This is a genomic window from Sphingomonas sp. P3_C5 (genome assembly GCF_056402635.1).
The window spans coordinates 1,119,294-1,137,219 of record NZ_JBFUHA010000001.1; the positions used below are offsets into that span (position 1 = coordinate 1,119,294).

The following is a 17,926-nucleotide window of genomic DNA, read 5'->3' on the forward strand; positions in this document are numbered from 1 at the left end:
GCACGTAACGAAGGTAGTCAATGACTCGACTGACGCTCAATCCAGACCGGCTGTTCCCCGCCGACGGCCGCACCCGCGATATCGCGCGCGCTTTATATGCCGGTGTAAAAGACCTGCCGATCATCTCCCCCCACGGCCATACCGATCCGTCCTGGTTCGCCTATGACGAACCTTTCGCCGATCCCGCCCAGCTGCTGATCGTCCCCGATCATTATGTCTTCCGCATGCTCTACAGCCAGGGCGTGCCGCTCGAGACGCTCGGCGTGCCGACCGAGGACGGCACCGCGACCGCGACCGATGGCCGCGCGATCTGGAAGATCTTCGCGGAGAATTATTACCTGCTCCGCGGCACGCCCTCGCGGATGTGGCTGGACTGGGTGTTCGCCGAATGCTTCGGGCTGGAGGTGCGGCTTGAGGCCGGCACGGCCGATCATTATTACGACACGATCGACGCGGCGCTGAAGACCCCCGCTTTCCGCCCCCGCGCCCTGTTCGAGCGCTTCGGCATCGAGGCGATCGCCACCACCGAAAGCCCGCTCGACCCGCTCGACCATCACCGCGCGATCCGCGCCAGCGGCTGGAAGGGCAGGGTAATGACTGCCTATCGCCCCGATCCGGTGATGGACCCCGAGGCGGCCGGCTTCCTGGAGAATATCGCGCGGTTCGGCGAAACGGCTGGCGAGGATATCAGCACCTATGCCGGCTATCTGCGCGCCCACCAGTTCCACCGCGCGCGCTTCCGTGAAGCGGGCGCGACCTCGACTGACCATGGCCACCCAAGCGCCTTCACCGCGGACCTTCCGCGCGCCGAGGCCGAGGCGCTATACGAGACGGTCCGGCAAGGCCGCGCCACTCCAGCCGAGGCCGAGCTGTTCCGCGGCCAGATGCTGACCGAAATGGCGCGCATGTCGATCGAGGACGGCATGGTGATGCAGCTCCACCCCGGCGCCTATCGCAGCCACAACCCGTCGCTGCTCGCCCGCTTCGGCCGCGACAAGGGCGCCGACATTCCGCTGCCGAGCGAGTTCGTGCGCAACCTCAAGCCTTTGCTCGACGCGCACGGCAATGATCCGAAGCTGACCCTGATCCTGTTCACGCTCGACGAGGACACCTATAGCCGCGAGCTCGCGCCGCTCGCCGGCCATTACCCGGCGCTCAGGCTCGGCCCGCCCTGGTGGTTCCACGATTCCCCCGAGGGCATGCGCCGCTTCCGCCAGCGCGCGACCGAGACGGCCGGTTTCTACAACACCGTCGGCTTCAACGACGACACCCGCGCCTTCCTCTCGATCCCGGCGCGGCATGATGTCGCGCGGCGGATGGACTGCACTTTCTTAGCCCAGCTCGTGGCGGAGCACCGGCTGGAAGAGGACGAAGCGCATGAGGTTGCGCGGGCGCTGTCCTATGATCTCGCCAAGGCGGCATACAAGCTGTGAGGGTGGTGACGACCTTCTTTCTCCCTCTCCCCCTGTGGGAGAGGGAAGGGGCCCGTCACGAAGTGACGGGAAGGGTGAGGGGGACTCTCGTTGGTTTAGCGCCGCCGAGCCTCACTCCCCCTCATCCTTCCGTCGCTTCGCTCCTCCCTCCTTCTCCCACAGGGGGAGAAGGATTTCCGCACCCGGCAATGTGTGAGTCCGGTAGGACCTTCGCTGGGGAGCAGCTGTGATGAAACGCCTTTCCAACGAAACGCTCGGCGCTCTCCCGGCAACGGTAGCCGTCCCCTCCTACGATCGCGCCCTCGTAAAGCCCGGGGTTGTCCATCTCGGCATTGGCGCCTTCCACCGCGCGCATCAGGCCGCGATCTTCGAAGCCGCACTGGAGGCGGGCGATCTCCGCTGGGGCATCACCGGCGCGTCGCTGCGCTCGGCGGGCGTGCGCGACGAGATGAAACCGCAGGACGGGCTCTACACCCTCGTCACCCGCGACGGTTCGGGCGACAGCCTCAAGGTCATGGGCGTGGTACACGAAGTGCTGGTCGCCCCCGAAAACCCCGAAGCCCTGGTCGAGCGGCTGGCTGACCCGGACGTCCATATCGTCACCCTGACCGTCACCGAAAAAGGCTATAAGCTCGATCCCGCCACCGGCGCGCTGCTGGCCGACGACCCCGACGTCGCCGCGGATTGCAGGGACCTGGCCGCCCCCAAGACCGCACCCGGCTTCCTCGTGGCGGCGCTCTCGGCACGGCGCGACCTCGGCCTCAAGCCTTTCACCGCGATCTCGTGCGACAACCTGCCGCACAATGGCCGGCGGCTCGAACAGGCGGTGCTGGCGATCGCCCGCGCGCACAAGGCCGAGCTGGCAGACTGGATCGAAGCGAACGGCGCCTTTCCGGAAACGATGGTCGATCGCATCGTCCCGGCGACGACCCCGGCCGATGTCGCCGGGCTGGAGGCGTCGCTCGGCCTCACCGATCAGGCGATGGTCAAGGCCGAGCCCTTTCTGCAATGGGTGATCGAGGACCGCTTCTGCGGCCCGCGCCCCGATTTCGAGACGCTCGGCGTCCAGATCACCGCCTCGGTCGCGCCTTGGGAAGAAGCCAAGCTGCGCATGCTCAACGGCGCGCATTCGGCGATCGCTTATCTCGGCGGCCTCGCCGGGATCGACTTCGTGCATGAGGTCGTCGCGATCCCAGCCTTTGAGCGTTTCGTCCAGGCGCTATGGGACGAGGCCGAGGCGACGCTTTCGCCACCGCCCGGCCTCGATGTCGCCGCCTATCGCACCGCGCTGATGGAGCGTTTCACCAACCCCGCGCTCCAGCATCGCACCCGCCAGATCGCTATGGACGGCTCGCAGAAGCTGCCCCAGCGCCTGCTCGCGACGATCGCGGCGCGCCGCGCGAAGGGGCTCGAAGCGGACGCGCTTGCGCTCGGTGTCGCCGCCTGGATGCGCTGGCAGGGCGGACGCGACGATGCCGGCAATCCGCATGTGGTCGACGATCCGCTCGCAGCCCTCACCGCATCGCGGCTGGCCGGGATCAGCGATCCGGCGGCGCAGGTCGACGCGCTGCTGTCGATCGACGCGATCTTCCCACCCGCGCTCGCGGCGGATGCGCAGGTGCGCGGCGCGCTCGTCAGGCACCTGACCTCGCTCGCGGCGCATGGTGCGCGAGGCACGGTGGAGGCGTTCGCATCATGAAGCTCAAGCGTCGCGGAATGATGATCGACGGAGGAAAATGCCGATGAGGATGCTCAAGCGTGCGCTCGCCCTGACGATCCTGTGCACCGCCATGGCCGGATCGGCGGCATCCGCGCCGCGCGACACCTGGGTGCGGAGCTGGGCATCGTCGCAGCAGATCCCCGAAGATCGCAACACGCTTCCCGACGCCGACCTGACCGACACCACGATCCGCCAGATCGTCCGGGTCACCGTCGGCGGGCCGCGCCTCCGGGTGATGTTTTCCAACGCGTTCGGCACCGAGCCCTTGCGGATCGACGCAGCGCATATCGCGCTGTCGGCGGCGCGCGATACGGCGCGGACCAAGCCAGGCAGCGACCAAGCGCTGACCTTTGACGGCTCAGCTGAGGTAACGATCCCGGCCGGCGCAAGCTATCTCTCCGACCCGCTGGCCTTCCCCGTCCCCGCGCTCACCAGCCTCGCTGTGACCATCCACCTCCCCGATGCGCCCAAAGGCCAGACCAGCCATCCCGGCTCGCGCGCGACATCCTGGTATGTCCATGGCAACCAGGTCGGCGCCACAGACCTGCCCGATGCGAAAAAGGTCGAGCACTGGTTCCAGCTCGCAGGCGTCGAGGTCGTTGCCCCGGCCGGCGCGCGCGCCATCGTCACGATCGGCGATTCGATCACGGACGGTCGCGGCGCGACCACCAATGGCGACAATCGCTGGCCTGACCGGCTGGCCGATCGGCTCCAGGCCTCCCCCGCGACGCGCAATGTCGCTGTGCTCAACCACGGTGTCGGCGGCGGCCGGCTGCTGCTCGACGGGCTTGGCCCGAATGCCCTCGCCCGCTTCGATCGCGATGTGATCGCACAGTCGGGGGTACGCTATCTGATCGTGCTCGAAGGGGTGAACGATCTCGGCACCTTCACCCGCGAAGCGCCGCAAAGTGCCGAGGCGCATGCGAGCCTCGTCGCCCGGATCATCGGCGCCTATCGCCAGATGGTCGCACGGGCGCAGGCCAATGGCATCAAGGCGATCGGCGCGACCATCCTGCCTTATGGCGGATCGGAATATTATCATCCCGACGCAGCCAACGAGGCCGACCGCCAGGCGATCAACCGCTGGATTCGCACACCCGGCAATTTCGACGCGGTGGTCGATTTCGACGCACTTACCCGCGATCCCGCCAATCCGATGCGGATGAAGCCGGCTTATGATTCCGGCGATCATCTCCATCCTTCGGCGGCGGGATACAAGGCGATGGCGGATTCTATCCCGCTGGAGTTGTTCAAGTGAGGGCCGCCGCCGCCCTTGCGCTGCTCGCCCTGGTTGCCGCCCCGGCGGCAGCGCGGGAGGCGAAGCCGGTCCTCGCGCTGACCTTCGACGATCTGCCCTCGCACAGCGCGCTTCCGCCCGACACGACACGCGTCGAAATCGCGCGCAAGACGATCGCTGCGTTCAAGGCCGAAAAGGTCGAGGTGTACGGCTTCGTCAACGGATATCAGGTCGCGAAAGAGCCTGACGCGGCGCCCGTGCTGGACTTGTGGCGCGCGGCTGGCCTCCCGCTCGGCAACCATGGCTGGCAGCATCTCAACCTCAACCAGGTCAGCCTCGCCGACTATCTCGCCGATATCGATCACACCGAAAGCGTGATCGCGCCGATGATGAAGGGTGCCGACCTTAAATGGTTCCGCTACCCCTTTCTCGTCGAGGGCGACGATCCGGCAAAGCGCATGGAGGTTCGCAAGGCCCTCGCCGCGCGCGGCTATCGCATCGCCCAGGTCACGATGAGCTTCGGCGATTATATGTGGAACGAGCCCTATGCCCGCTGCGTCGCGGCCGGCGACAAGGCGGCGGTCGCAACCCTCGAGACAAGCTATCTCCGCGTCGCCGCCGAGACTGCCGCGGCCACCCGCAAGGACGCGCGCGCACTGTACGGCCGCGATATTCCTTATGTGCTGCTGATGCATCTCGGCGCCCTCGACGCGCGGATGCTGCCGCGCCTGCTCGCCCAATATCGCGCTGAAGGATTCGCCTTCACCACCCTCGCGAAAGCCGAGGCGGATCCGGTTTTCGCGGCGGATATGGATCCGAATCTCCCGCCCGCATTGCCCCGCTCGCAGCAGCTGCAGGCCAAGGGCCTGATGGCGACGCCGGTAGAGAATGTATCGAAGATGCTCGATTCCCTTTGCCGGCCCCCCTCGAACGCGCCGGCACAATGACTATCTAAGCTGCGACGGTAGCGCTACCAGCGCGCAGGAATTTGCCGCTTCTTTTCGAGTCGCTGTCCCAGCCGGCTTCGAGAACGCTCAAGGGAGACCAGGAATATGACGATCAACGGCGATTTGCTCATCGGCGCGCGCGCGGTACGCGGAACACAAGGCGAGATCCGCGGCATCAATGCCGACACCGGCGAGACGATGGAGCCGAGCTTCGGCGGCGCGACGCTGGAGGATCTCGACACCGCCTGCGCGCTCGCCGATGCAGCCTTCGATACCTATCGCGAGACGTCGCCGGAGGTTCGTGCGACCTTCCTCGAGACGATTGCCGCCAACATCATGGCGATCGGCGACGAGCTGATCGAGCGCGCCATGGCCGAGACCGGCCTGCCGCGCGGGCGCCTTGAAGGCGAGCGCGGCCGGACCTGTGGCCAGCTCAAGCTGTTCGCCGGCGTCGTGCGCGCGGGCCGCTATCTCGATGTGCGGATCGATCCCGCCCAGCCCGATCGCCAGCCAGCGCCGCGCCCCGATCTGCGCCTGCGCAACATCGGCCTCGGCCCGGTTGCCGTGTTCGGCGCCTCGAACTTCCCGCTCGCCTTCTCGGTCGCCGGCGGTGACACCGCCTCGGCGCTCGCCGCCGGCTGCCCGGTCGTCGCCAAGGCACATGGCGCGCATCCCGGCACCTCGCAGCTGGTCGGCCGCGCGGTGCAAAAGGCAGTCGCCGATTGCGGCCTGCCCGAGGGCGTCTTCTCGCTGCTCTATGATTCGGGCCGCTCGATCGGCCAGGGCCTGGTCGCTGATCCCCGCATCAAGGCCGCCGGCTTCACCGGCTCGCGCGGCGGCGGCACGGCGCTGATGAAGATCGCGCAGAACCGCCCCGAGCCGATCCCGGTCTATGCCGAGATGAGCTCGATCAACCCGGTCATCCTGTTCCCGAACGCACTCGCCGCCAAGGCCGAGGCAACCGCCAAGGCATTCGTCGGCTCGCTGACGCTCGGCGCGGGCCAGTTCTGCACCAATCCCGGGCTGATCCTCGCCGTCGAAGGCCCCGATCTCGACACCTTCATCGGTGCAGCGGCAGCGGCGCTCGGCGATATGCCCGCGGCGACGATGCTCACCCCCGGCATCGCCAAGGCCTATCAGACTGGCGTCGAGGCGATCGGCAGCCACAATACGGTCGAGACGGTCGCGCGCGGCAAGCCCGGCCATAACTGCCAGGGACAGGCCGGCCTGTTCCTGACCACGGCGGCTGATTTCCTCACGCATCACGAGCTGCAGGACGAGATTTTCGGTGCCGCCTCGCTCGTCGTGCGCTGCCCCGATCTGGAGACGGTCACGACCGTCGTCGATCATCTCGAAGGCCAGCTCACCGCGGCGATCCATATCGTCGAGGCCGATCATGCCGAGGCACGCAAGCTGATCCCGCATCTCGAGCGCAAGGTCGGCCGCATCCTCGTCAACGGCTTCGGCACCGGCGTCGAGGTCGCGCACGCGATGGTCCATGGCGGGCCTTTCCCGTCGACCGCAGACGGCCGCTCGACCTCGGTCGGCAGCATGGCGATCGATCGCTTCCTGCGTCCGGTCTCCTATCAGGACCTGCCCGACGATCTGCTCCCCGACGCGCTGAAGCAGGCGAACCCGCTCGGCATCGAGCGCCTCGTCGACGGCGAGCGCTGAGCGCATGCAACTGGTCGGCATTTCGGGGAGCCTTCGCCGGCACTCCTATAATGCCGGCCTGTTGCGGGCCGCGCGAGACGTGATGCCCGATGGGGCGGAGCTGGCGATCCATTCGATCGCCGGGGTGCCGCTCTACAATGCCGATGTTGAGGCCGAGGGCATCCCGCCCGCGGTGGCTGTCCTGAAGGATGCGGTTGCCGGAGCGGACGGGCTGCTGCTCGTCACGCCTGAATATAACAATGGCGTGCCGGGCGTATTCAAGAACGCGATCGACTGGATGTCGCGTCCGCCATCTGACGCTCAGCGCGTATTCGGCGGCAAGCCGGTGGCCATGATCGGCGCCTCGCCCAGCAACTTCGGGACGATCCTCTCGCAGAACGCCTGGCTCCCGACGCTGCGCACCCTCGGCACCGAGCTGTGGACCGGCGGGCGGCTGATGGTTTCGGGTGCGGGCAAAGCGTTTGACGAGGAGGGCAACCTCACCGACGAAGCAGTGCGAGCGAAGCTGGCGCACTTCCTGACAGGCTTTGTGGCTTCGCTTAAGCCTTGAAGTATAAATCGCAGTAATACCGAAATTATAAAGTCAATTCTGCGATCTCTTTAAGGATAATCCACGAATATATTCAGGCATATGCCGGTGGTAGCCAGCATTTGTCTAATCTATAGTTGCGGATCATAGTAAAAACTTTAATCGACCGCAAGATCGTCACCCCGCTTACAGACTCCCGAAATTCCCTGACCATTCGCGAATAGCCTGCCCCACAAAGTCACGGCAGGCCGAGGGAAGGGGCCTGCCGTGACCTCTTCTTACTCGTACCGCAACGCGCGGATCGGGCTGGTGCGCGCCACCCGCCAGGCATGGGCCGAGATCGTCACGATCGCGATCAGCATCGCCAGCAACCCGGCAGCGAGGAACGGTACCGGCGTCAGCGCGATCCGCGTGTCGAACCCGTTCAGCCAGCCCCGCATCACCCACCAGGCGATCGGCCAGGCGATCAGATTGGCGATCAGCACGGGGCGGCTGAACTGCCAGACCAGCAGCCTCAGGATATCCCGCGTCCGTGCGCCAAGCACCTTGCGGATGCCGATCTCCTTGGTGCGCCGTTCCGCGGTGAAGGCGGCCAGGCCGAACAGGCCGAGGCATCCGATTACCACTGCCAGGATGGCGAACATCCCGAACAATTGGGCCCGCGCCTCGTCCGCATTATAGAGGTCGCGGACGACATCGTCGACGAACTTGGCTTTGAACGGAATGTCGGGAACCTGATGCTTCCAGATCGTCTCGATCCGGTCATAGACAGCCTTGGGTGCTACGCCCTGGAAGCGCACCGCCAGGTTGAAATAGCCGGCGGTCTGATAGAAATAGAAGATCGGCTGCAGCGGCTCGCGCACCGAGCGATATCGCACATCGCTGACGACCCCGATCACGCTCGCCGGCACCTGCCCATATTCGGGAAGCGTCAGGCCGGTCATGATCGTCTTGCCCAATGCCGTTTGCGGGTCGGTGAAACCCAGCCGCCGCGCGCCTTCCTCGCTCAGGATGATATTCACCCCGCGCTGGACCAGCGCGCGCTCGGCCTCGGCAACCGCGGGTTGGGGTGTGGTCGCATCGTCGCGGGGCTGGCTTTCCGAAAAGGTCCGGCCCGCGATCAGGCGCATGCCCATCGCCTTGAAGAAGTCCGGATCCGCGCCGTAAACCCCCAGGGCGACCGGGCTGGAACTGCCGGGCAGGTTGACCGTCGTGACTGAGTTGTTGCCGGGATCGACGGATATGGTCGAACGCGCGACGGCGGTAACGCCCGGCACGCGCCGGATTTCCTCCATCAGGGACCGCGCCACCCGCTCGACCTGGGTCCGGCCGATACCGCCGATCTGGATCAGCCCGTCGCGCTTGTACCCGGCGTCGCTGGTCCGTGCGTAGACGGTCTGGGCATAGACGATCGTCGTGCAGATGATCAGCCCGATCGAGACCGCGAACTGGCCGACCACCAGGATATTGCGCAGCCGTCCCGAGCCTTCGGCATCGGCCGCCGACTTGTTGGCCTTGAGCACGCGCGCCGGCTCGAAGCGTGACAGGACCAGCGCCGGATAGACGCCGCCTGCCAGCCCGACGAGCAGGGTCAGGCCGATCACCGGCAGCATCAGGCCATCGAGCGCGAAATAGTGCAGCGCGATATCGGCCTTCAGGAAGGCGTTGAGGGCCGGCAGGGTCAGCTCGACCAGTGCCAGCGCCACCAGCATCGCGATCGCGGCAAGCAGGATCGATTCGCCAATGAACTGGGTGATGAGCTGCTGCCGTGTCGCGCCGAGCACCTTGCGCAGCGCCACTTCCCGGGCGCGTTGGGTGGCGCGGGCGGTGGCGAGATTGGTGAAATTCACACAGGCCATGCCAAGGATCAGCAGCGCGATCACGGCGAATGTCAGGATCGTGCCGCGATCATTGCCTGGCGTCTGCGCACCGTTCTGCGCCGCGCCGAGATGGATGTCGCGGATGTTCACCAGCTTCCAGTCCTGGTCGTCGCCGGCATTGGTCTTGCGGGTGCCATCATCCTCGTCGGGAATATTGCGCTTCTCCCAGGCGGGGAGCGCTGCGTTGATCGCATTCACATCGGCGCCGGGGCGGAGGCGGATGAAATAATTGCCCCCCTCGCTGTTCCAGCTGGTCATCATTGTCGGCGTCTTGGCGAAAAAGCTCTGCGGGTCGAACCGCGCGACCATCGTCATCGCCAGCGACGTATTCTTCGGCAGGTCGCGATAGACACCGGTGACGCGGTAATCCGTCATCAGGTCGCCCGCCGCCAGCGTGACCGTCTTGCCGACCGGATTGCCCGCGCCGAACAGCTTCTTCGCCTCGGTCTCGTTGAGTGTCAGTGAATGCGGATCATCGAGCGCGTGAACCGGGTCGCCATAGATGAACGGCACCTGGAGCATGGTGAAGAGCGGACCGTCGGAGAACAGGCCGTTCTCGATGGTCGTGGGCTGGCCGTCTTTCACGACAACGGCGTTGGTGCCCCTGACATAGATCGCCTGCTCGACCTGCGGGAAATCCTTCTTGAGCGCGACGCCCGCGGCGATGCTGGTCACCTGCAGCTTCATCTCCTCGCCGCCTTCCTTGGTGGCGCGGTAGAAATCCTGCAGCTCGAAGACGCGATCGGCACTGGGCAGCCAGCTGTCATAGCTGAATTCGTAGCGGACAAAGCCGAGGATCAGCAGACACGCGGCAATGCCGAGCGCGAGCCCTGCGATGTTGATCGCTGCATAAGCCCGGTTCTTGGCGAGCGCCCGGACGCCGACGGTCATGTAATTGCGCCACATTGCTGGTTCCTACTCGTAACGAAGAGCGTGAATGGGATTGGTGCGGGCGACGCGGATCGACTGGCCCGCCACCGTCGCCAGCGCGATGGCGAGCGCCATCAGGCCGGCCAGCGCGAAGGGTGTTGGTGTCAGCGCGATCCGCGTGTCGAAACTATTGAGCCAGTCGCGCATCGCCCACCACGCCACCGGCCAGGCGACGAGATTGGCGAGCACGACGGGCTTGGAGAATTGCCAGGCGAGTAGCCGAACGATGTCGCGTACCTTGGCACCCAGCACCTTGCGGATGCCGATCTCCTTGGTGCGCCGCTCGGTCGCAAACGAGGCGAGGCTGTAAAGGCCCAGACAGGCGATCACGATCGTGAGCAGCGCGAAGCACGCGAACAGCGCAGTGCGGGCCCGGTCCGCGGCATAGAGTTCGCGCACGATATCGTCGGCAAAGCGCGCCTCGAACGGAATTTCGGGCTCGAACTTGCGCCAGACCTTGTTCAGGCCCGTCATCACCTCGCCCGGGCGTGCAGCGGTGTAACGGACGAGCACCTGGTTGGTGTGCTCGGGATCATAGGCATAGACAATCGGCTCGATCGCGTCCCGCGCGGTGCGGAAGCGGGTATCCTCGACCACCCCGGCGATCGTCGAAGGGACCATCGCAAATCCGTCGAACCCGATCCGAACCACCCCCCCGATCGCCGCCTGTGGGGAACGATAGCCGAGCTTGGCCGCGGCTGACCGATTGATCACCACGTTGATGCCGCGCGAGACGAGCTCGCCTGTGGCTATCCCGGAGAAGCGGTCGCCGGCGAAGCGATCGCCCAGCAGGCGACCAGCGAGCAGCTTGATGTCCATTGTCTGGAGGAACTCGGAGTCGATGCCGAAAAAGCCCAGCGAGACATAGCCCGGCGCGCCAGGCGTCTGCATCAGCCGTACCGTCTTTTCAGTTGGCGCGAGGCCCAGTCCGGTGCGGCCGACTCCGGTAACACCCGGGATTGCCAGCATCGCAGCGCGCGCGCGCTCATATTCGGAACCCTGGGTGAAGCGCCACGCATTGGCAATCTGGACAAGACCGTCGCGGCGATAGCCTGGATCGACCGTCTCGACATAACGCGTCTGCGAGTAGATCACTGAGGTGCAGACGATCAGCCCGATCGCGATGGCGAATTGGACAAGGACCAGCGCCGCACGGAACCGGCCGCTGCCCGGTGTCTCGACCGAAGATTTGTTGGCGCGCAGCACCGTCGCTGGCTGGAAGCGGCTGAGATAAAAGGCCGGATAAAGGCCGCCCAACAGCCCGGTGGCAACGAACAACCCCAGAGCGGGCCACAACATGCCGCTCTTGCCCAGATAATCGACATGAAGGTTCGCATTGAGCCAGACGGCAATCCATGGGGTCGCGAGCTCGACGATCGTCAGCGCGAGCAGCATGGCGAGCGCTGCCAGCACCAGGCTCTCTCCCAGGAACTGGGCGATCAGCTGCCGGCGCGAAGCGCCGAGCACCTTCCGAAGCGCTACTTCCCGAGCGCGCTGGGTGGCGCGTGCGGTGGAAAGGTTGATGAAGTTCATCACTGCCATGCCGAGCGTGAGCAGCGCCACGATCGCGAAGGTGGCGAGCGAGCGCGGATCGCCGCCGGGCATCATCGCCCGTTCCTGCGCGGTGCCGAGATGGACCTGCTCGAGCGGCATCAGGTGAAAGTCCATGATATCGGCCATCGACGCTGGCTTGCCGTCGACCATTGAGGGCTCGAACACGCGCTTTTCCCAGGCGGGCAGCGCGGCATTGATCGCCGCAGCGGCCGTGCCGGCGCGCAGCTTCACATAATGCTGCTGGTCGAAATTGCCCCACCCGCGATTCTGGATCTGGGCAGGATCTCGGCGGAAGACGATGCCCAGCTTCAGACTCGTGTTGCGCGGCAGATCGCGCAGCACGCCGCTGACCCGATAGTCGTGCTTGCCGGGGCCGGCGCCGAGGCTAAGTCGCTTGCCCAGCGCATCGGCGGTGCCGAATTGGCGTATCGCTTCACTCTCGGTCAGCACGATCGCATTCGTGTCGGGCAATGCGCTTGCCGCCGTGCCGTGAGCAAAGGGCAAGGCAAGGACCTTGAAGAATTCCGGATCCACCGTGGTTGCCTCGATGAACATCGGCTGGCCGTCATGCTCGGTAACGGTCTTCCCGGACGCAACCGAGGTGACCGCTTCAATCTGTGCAAAGCCGCTGGCCAGCCGCTCGTACAGCGGAAAGGGGCTGGCCTGCATGTGGACAATTGCGTGAGCCGGAGGGCGAATCGTCGTCTGGACCTGATAGATGCGGTCGCTGTCAGGCAGCCATGAATCATAGCTCTGCTCGTAACGGACATAGCCAAGGATCAGCAGGCAGCCGGCGAGCCCCAGTGCGAGCCCGCCGATGTTGATCGCGGCATAGACTCGGTTCCGCGCCAGCAGCCGAAACGCAATCAGGAGGGCGTTCCGCCACATGGTCAGGCGGCGCGGCGATGTTGTTGCAGGATGCGGCCATCGAGCATGTTGACGACGCGGCTGGCGTAATCGGCGTGCGCCGGCGAGTGGGTGACCATCACGATCGTCGATCCCTCGGCGTTCAGCTGCTGGAGCATCCGCATCACCTCTTCGCCGTGGTTGGTGTCGAGATTGCCGGTCGGCTCGTCAGCCAGGATCAGTTTCGGTTCGGCGACCAGCGCGCGGGCGACCGCGACGCGCTGTTGCTGGCCGCCCGAGAGCTGGCTCGGCCGGTGACGCGCGCGGTGGGCTATGCCGACCCGGTCCATCACGGCATCGGTGCGGCGCTTGCGCTCGGCGGCGGGGACGTCGTGATAGAGCAGTGCGAGCTCGACATTCTCGCGGACCGACAGCTCGTCGACCAGATTGAAGCTCTGGAAGATGAAGCCGATATTCGCCTTGCGGAACTCAGCGAGCTTGTTCTCGCCGAGCCCGGCGACCTCAGTGCCGTTGAAGACATAGGAACCGCTCGAGGGACTATCGAGCATGCCCATCAGGTTCAGCAACGTCGATTTGCCGCAACCTGACGGGCCCATCACTGCGACGAACTCGCCGTCAGCGATGTCGAGGTCGATCGCATCGAGCGCGGTCGTCTCGATCGTGTCGGTGCGGTAGACCCGCGAAAGCGCGCGCATCTCGAGCATGTTCAATCCTTTGCTGTGAGGTCGAGCCGGTCCTTGTCGACGAAACCGGTATAAGGGGAGGTGATGACGCGCTCGCCTGGGTCGAGCCCTTCGAGCACTTCGATCGAATCGGGGTTGCGGCGGCCGAGGCGGACCTGGCGCTTCACCGCGCTCTTGCCGTCGGGCGAGACCACGAACACCCAGTTGCCGCCGGTCTCGTTGTAGAAGGCGCCGGCCGGGATGAGGCGGGCAGGCGCCGGGTCGCCAAGCGTCAGCTTCGCCTGGAGCGTCTGGCCGCGCTGGATATTGGCCGGCTCGCCGCCGGTGAACTGCAGGTCGACCTGGAACTGGCCGTTCTGGACCTGAGGATAGATTTTGGTGACCTTGGCGGCATAGAGCTTGCCGCCCCAGTCGATGCTCGCCTTCTGGCCGAGCTGGACGCGGCCGAGATAGAATTCATCGACGCCCGCCATCAGCTTGTTGCGACCAGGGCTGTCAATCTGCCCAATCCGCTCGCCGCGCTGGAGCGACTGGCCGATCTGGATCGAGAAGCCCGAAAGCTGCCCCGCCACCGGGGCGCGCAGGTTGAGCGCATCGAGATTGGCGCGGGCGAGCTCGAGGCTCGATTGCATCGACGCGGTCGAGGCGCGCTGCTGTGCGAGCTGGCTTGCCTGGAGCTTTTCATCGGTCGCCTGGCCGCGGCGGACAACCGCGATATGCTGCTGTTCGTACTGATATTGGTCGCGCGTATCGTTGAACTGCTTGCCAGAGACGAAACCGCGCCGGGCGAGCGGCGCTTCGAGATCATATTGGCGCTTAGCCTTGGCGGCAGCGAGGCCGGCCTCAAGCACGGCGCGTTCGTTCGCGAGCCGGGTCTGGGCGAGCGCAAGCTCCTGGCTGCGCATATTGTTGATCTGCTGCTCGACCTCGGTCTGGCGGGCGAGGGTGGAAAGCTGCAACTCGGCGTTGGAGAGCACCACGATCGGCTGGCCCTTGGCGAGCATCGTGCCGTCTTCGGCGATCACCTTCTCGACCCGGCCGCCCTCGATCGCATCGAGATAGACGGTGAGGAGCGGGGTGACGCGGGCGCGCAAGGGGATGAAATCTTCGAAGGTGCCGGTACGGACCGGCGAGATGGTCAGCCGGTCGGCGGCTACGGTCTGCGATCCGGCACGCGGCGCGAAGAACCAGAAGGCGAGGAGCACAAGCAACAGGCCGGCGACGCCAAGCGCGATCTTGGTGCGCTGGGGCATGCGCCGCGTCTCGACAGTGCGGTCCATCCCGCTACCGGTGACGGGGCGGTCGCCCTTCGCTTCTCCCTTCATCCGCACAACGCTCATCGGTGTTCCCCTGACGACATCCTGCTCAGCAAGCCGCGTGCCAATCGGGGTGCCGGACGGGCTCATTTGGAAAAGCTTCCCGACTGTCCGGTTCCGGACAGGAGCGTTCGGAACCGGACGCGGATTGGGCTCATGCAACCAGTCCGGGAACGAAGGTTGCTGCGTTGGCGAGCGGCGTCGTCGCGGCGATGGTCAGGCAGATCATTGCGGCAAAAGCGCCGACGACGCTGACGAATTGAGTCTTCCAGCTGCTGTTCATGACATGGTTCCTTGTCTGTACCGGGTTGGTAATGTCCTGTTCAGCATAGGGCATGCCAAATGGCTAAATTGGCGGATTTGCGGGGTATTCGCCAAACCTGCCCGATACTGGCACGGAAATTGACTGTCCGATTCCGCACGCTGAATGTACGGGAGCGGTCAATGGGGAAGACGGCGGAATTCGACCTTTGTGTTGTGGTTGACGACGATGAGGACATCCTCACCGCCGCGCGGCTGTTGCTGCGCGGGCTGTTCACGGATGTGGTCACCGCGCGCGCGCCCGACGAGGCGATCGCGGCGATTGCCGGGCGCTCGGCCGATGTCGTGCTGCTCGACGCCAATTTCGCGCGCGGCGCGACGGATGCAGCGGAGGGGCTGGCCTGGCTCGACCGGCTGCTCGCGATCGACCCGGACCTGATCGTCGTGATGATCACCGCCCATGCCGGCGTAAACGTCGCAGTCGAAGCGATGAAGCGCGGGGCGACCGATTTCGTCTCCAAGCCCTGGTCGAACGAGCGGTTGCTGGCGACGGTTCGCACGGCGGCATCGCTCCGCCGCTCGCGTCGCGCCGTCGCGGTCGAAAAGGCACGGGTGGTGGCGATCACTGATCCCTCGCCCGGAGCCAATACGCCGCTGATCGGCAAGTCGCCCGCAATGGCGCGAGTCCATTCGCTCATCGCCCGCGCCGCACCGACCGAGGCCAATGTGCTTGTGCTCGGCGAGAACGGTACCGGCAAGGAACTGGTGGCGCGCGCGCTCCACACGCAATCGCTCCGTGCCCGGCAGCCGATGCTGACCGTCGATCTCGGAGCCATCGCAACCGAGCTGATCGATTCAGAGCTGTTCGGCCATGTGAAGGGCGCCTTCACTGATGCCCGCGCCGACCGCATTGGTCGTATCCAGGCGGCTGACGGCGGCACTCTGTTCCTCGATGAGATCGGCAATCTGCCGCTTCATCTCCAGCCCAAATTGCTGACCGTGCTCGAGCAGCGCAAGGTCACGCCGGTCGGCGCCAATCGCCCGATCCCCGTTGATATCAGGGTGATCGCCGCGACCAACATGACGCCGCAGATGCTGCGCGACGATCGGCATTTCCGCCAGGACCTGCTGTTCCGTCTCAATACGGTCGAGATCGAGTTGCCCCCTTTGCGCGAACGCCAGGAGGATGTCGCCGCGTTGGTCGACCATTTCCTGGATCATTATGCGCGGCGCTATAATCGCCCGGCGCCGGTGCTGAGTCCGGGCGCCCGCGCGGCGCTCACCGCGCATGACTGGCCCGGCAACGTCCGGGCACTCCGCCACGCAATCGAACGCGCTGTGATCCTCGCCGGCGATGCGCCGCTGGAGGCGGAGGATTTCCCGCTCGGCGCCGTCACGCCGCGCGTCGCGCCCGAGGCGGTCGTTGCGCCGGTCGCCACGGAATATAATCTCGAACGCGTCGAGCGCCGGCTCGTCGAAGAGGCGCTGAAGAAGCACGGCTATAATATCTCCATGGCGGCAACCGAACTCGGCCTGTCGCGCGCCGCGCTCTATCGGCGGATGGAGAAGCATGGGCTTTGACCGGCGCTTCACGCTGGTTCTCGCGGCGTGGGTGCTTGCGCTGTTCGTGGCGCTGGTCGGCTTCATCTGGGCGCTCGAAGTGGAGGGGCTGGCTGCAGCCCGCATCCTCGCCGCACTGGTCGTCATCGCCATGGCCGCCGGGCTGTGGCGGCATATCGACCGCACCAATCGCAGCATCGCGCGTTTCGTCGAGGCGCTCGGGCATGGCGATTTCGCGACCCGTTTCGACGGGCGCGGCGGCGCCGGCTTCGGTGCGCTTGGCGATGCGCTCAGCGGCGCCATGCGCGCACTGCAGACGGAGCGCGATCGCTCGGCGCGTGAGATGCGCTATCTCGAGGCGCTGGTCGACGACATGCCGGTGGCCTTGCTGACGGTCGACGCGGCGCACGGTGTTACCCCGGCCAACAAGGCGGCGCGTCGCCTGTTCAATCGTCACGAAGGCGTGCGACCCGAGGATTTCGGCGTCTATGGCGCAACCCTGGCCGCGCGGCTCGGCGATGAGGGCGAGGCGCGGCAGGAAGTGCTGATCCTGCGCATGCCGGGCGGTCCGCAGCGCGCGATCGTGCGCTCGGCCTCGCTCGAACGGCTCGGCCTGCGGATACGTGCGGTCACCGTCGAACCGGTCCAGGGCACGCTCGACACGATCGAGATGGCGGCCCAGACCGATCTCGTCAGGGTGCTGACGCATGAGATCCTCAACTCGCTCACACCGGTGACCTCGCTTGCCGAGACCGCTGCGGCCCTGCTCGATGCGGAGCCGCCCGACGTGCCCGATGCCAGGGTCGCGGTGACGACGCTGGCGCGGCGTGCTGAGGGACTGCGCCGCTTCATCGACAGCTACCGGGCGGTGTCGCACGCACCGGTTCTGCGGCGGCGGCGCTTCGCAGCGGGGCCGTTCGCCGCCGAGCTCGCCCGCTTGTTCGCGGCGGAATGGCCCGACATTCCCCTCACGCTCGAGGTCCAGCCGGATCTCGTTCTCGATGCCGATCCCGATCTGCTTGCGCAGGTGCTGATCAACCTGTTGCGCAACGGAGCCCAGGCGGTGCTGCGCGGCGGGGGAGAGAAGTGGATGCGGCTCGGCTTCTCGGTTGTGGCGGGCCAGGTCTGGATCGAGATCGAGGACAGCGGCAAGGGCGTGCCCGAAAATCTCCGGCGCGACGTCTTTCTGCCCTTCTTCACGACCCGTGCGGAGGGAACCGGCGTCGGCCTCAATCTCGCGCGCCAGGTGGTCGTGGGACATGGCGGCACGATCGATATTGCCGAGGGCAGCGCCGGCGGCGCGCTGTTCCGCATCATCCTTTAGGACGATGGGAA

The 17,926-nt window shown here is 65.9% G+C and carries 13 protein-coding genes; 8 read left to right on the forward strand and 5 right to left on the reverse strand.

Features of this window, described 5'->3' with window-relative positions; genetic code table 11:
• Window positions 1–20: 20 nt before the first annotated feature.
• The 6 genes from uxaC to AC1DVS_RS05370 all read left to right on the forward strand — a co-directional run bounded on the left by uxaC (window position 21) and on the right by AC1DVS_RS05370 (window position 7,561).
• Window positions 21–1,433, forward strand: a complete 1,413-nt coding sequence (gene uxaC / locus AC1DVS_RS05345) for a glucuronate isomerase (protein WP_478020887.1) — start codon at window positions 21–23, stop codon at window positions 1,431–1,433.
• 229 nt (window positions 1,434–1,662) lie between these two features.
• Window positions 1,663–3,132, forward strand: a complete 1,470-nt coding sequence (locus AC1DVS_RS05350; protein ID WP_478020889.1) for a mannitol dehydrogenase family protein — start codon at window positions 1,663–1,665, stop codon at window positions 3,130–3,132.
• A 43-nt stretch (window positions 3,133–3,175) separates the two neighbouring features.
• Window positions 3,176–4,411 (forward strand): SGNH/GDSL hydrolase family protein, encoded by a 1,236-nt coding sequence (locus AC1DVS_RS05355; protein WP_478020891.1) that lies wholly within the window; start codon window positions 3,176–3,178, stop codon window positions 4,409–4,411.
• A complete protein-coding gene (locus AC1DVS_RS05360) occupies window positions 4,408–5,337 on the forward strand; it encodes a polysaccharide deacetylase family protein (protein ID WP_478020893.1) in 930 nt (309 codons plus the stop codon). The genes AC1DVS_RS05355 and AC1DVS_RS05360 overlap by 4 nt, the downstream gene beginning before the upstream one ends.
• A gap of 105 nt (window positions 5,338–5,442) precedes the next feature.
• Window positions 5,443–7,011, forward strand: a complete 1,569-nt coding sequence (locus AC1DVS_RS05365; RefSeq protein ID WP_478020895.1) for an aldehyde dehydrogenase (NADP(+)) — start codon at window positions 5,443–5,445, stop codon at window positions 7,009–7,011.
• Window positions 7,012–7,015: 4 nt separating this feature from the next.
• A complete protein-coding gene (locus AC1DVS_RS05370; RefSeq protein WP_478020897.1) occupies window positions 7,016–7,561 on the forward strand; it encodes an NADPH-dependent FMN reductase in 546 nt (181 codons plus the stop codon).
• A 257-nt stretch (window positions 7,562–7,818) separates the two neighbouring features.
• Here the strand turns inward: AC1DVS_RS05370 and AC1DVS_RS05375 are convergent, their stop codons facing one another.
• The 5 genes from AC1DVS_RS05375 to AC1DVS_RS05395 form a co-directional block, all read right to left on the reverse strand.
• Complete coding sequence (locus AC1DVS_RS05375) at window positions 7,819–10,326, reverse strand: ABC transporter permease (RefSeq protein WP_478020899.1); 2,508 nt, start codon at window positions 10,324–10,326, stop codon at window positions 7,819–7,821.
• A gap of 9 nt (window positions 10,327–10,335) precedes the next feature.
• Window positions 10,336–12,792, reverse strand: coding sequence for an FtsX-like permease family protein (locus AC1DVS_RS05380; RefSeq protein ID WP_478020901.1), 2,457 nt, complete (start codon window positions 12,790–12,792; stop codon window positions 10,336–10,338).
• A 2-nt stretch (window positions 12,793–12,794) separates the two neighbouring features.
• Window positions 12,795–13,475: an ABC transporter ATP-binding protein gene (locus tag AC1DVS_RS05385; protein WP_478020903.1), complete on the reverse strand. Its 681-nt coding sequence runs from the start codon at window positions 13,473–13,475 to the stop codon at window positions 12,795–12,797.
• Between the two features lie 2 nt (window positions 13,476–13,477).
• Window positions 13,478–14,860 carry an efflux RND transporter periplasmic adaptor subunit gene (locus tag AC1DVS_RS05390; RefSeq protein ID WP_478020905.1) on the reverse strand — a complete coding sequence of 461 codons (1,383 nt, stop codon included), beginning with the start codon at window positions 14,858–14,860 and terminating at the stop codon, window positions 13,478–13,480.
• A gap of 64 nt (window positions 14,861–14,924) precedes the next feature.
• Complete coding sequence (locus AC1DVS_RS05395; RefSeq protein ID WP_478020907.1) at window positions 14,925–15,053, reverse strand: hypothetical protein; 129 nt, start codon at window positions 15,051–15,053, stop codon at window positions 14,925–14,927.
• Window positions 15,054–15,214: 161 nt separating this feature from the next.
• Here AC1DVS_RS05395 and AC1DVS_RS05400 point away from each other — a divergent pair, with 161 nt between their 5' ends.
• Together AC1DVS_RS05400 and AC1DVS_RS05405 are read left to right on the forward strand one after the other, a co-directional pair.
• The gene (locus AC1DVS_RS05400; protein ID WP_478020909.1) at window positions 15,215–16,612 is read left to right on the forward strand and encodes a sigma-54-dependent transcriptional regulator; all 1,398 of its coding nucleotides are present in this window, start codon (window positions 15,215–15,217) and stop codon (window positions 16,610–16,612) included.
• Complete coding sequence (locus AC1DVS_RS05405; RefSeq protein ID WP_478020910.1) at window positions 16,602–17,915, forward strand: sensor histidine kinase; 1,314 nt, start codon at window positions 16,602–16,604, stop codon at window positions 17,913–17,915. The genes AC1DVS_RS05400 and AC1DVS_RS05405 overlap by 11 nt, the downstream gene beginning before the upstream one ends.
• The last annotated feature ends 11 nt before the right edge of the window (window positions 17,916–17,926 follow it).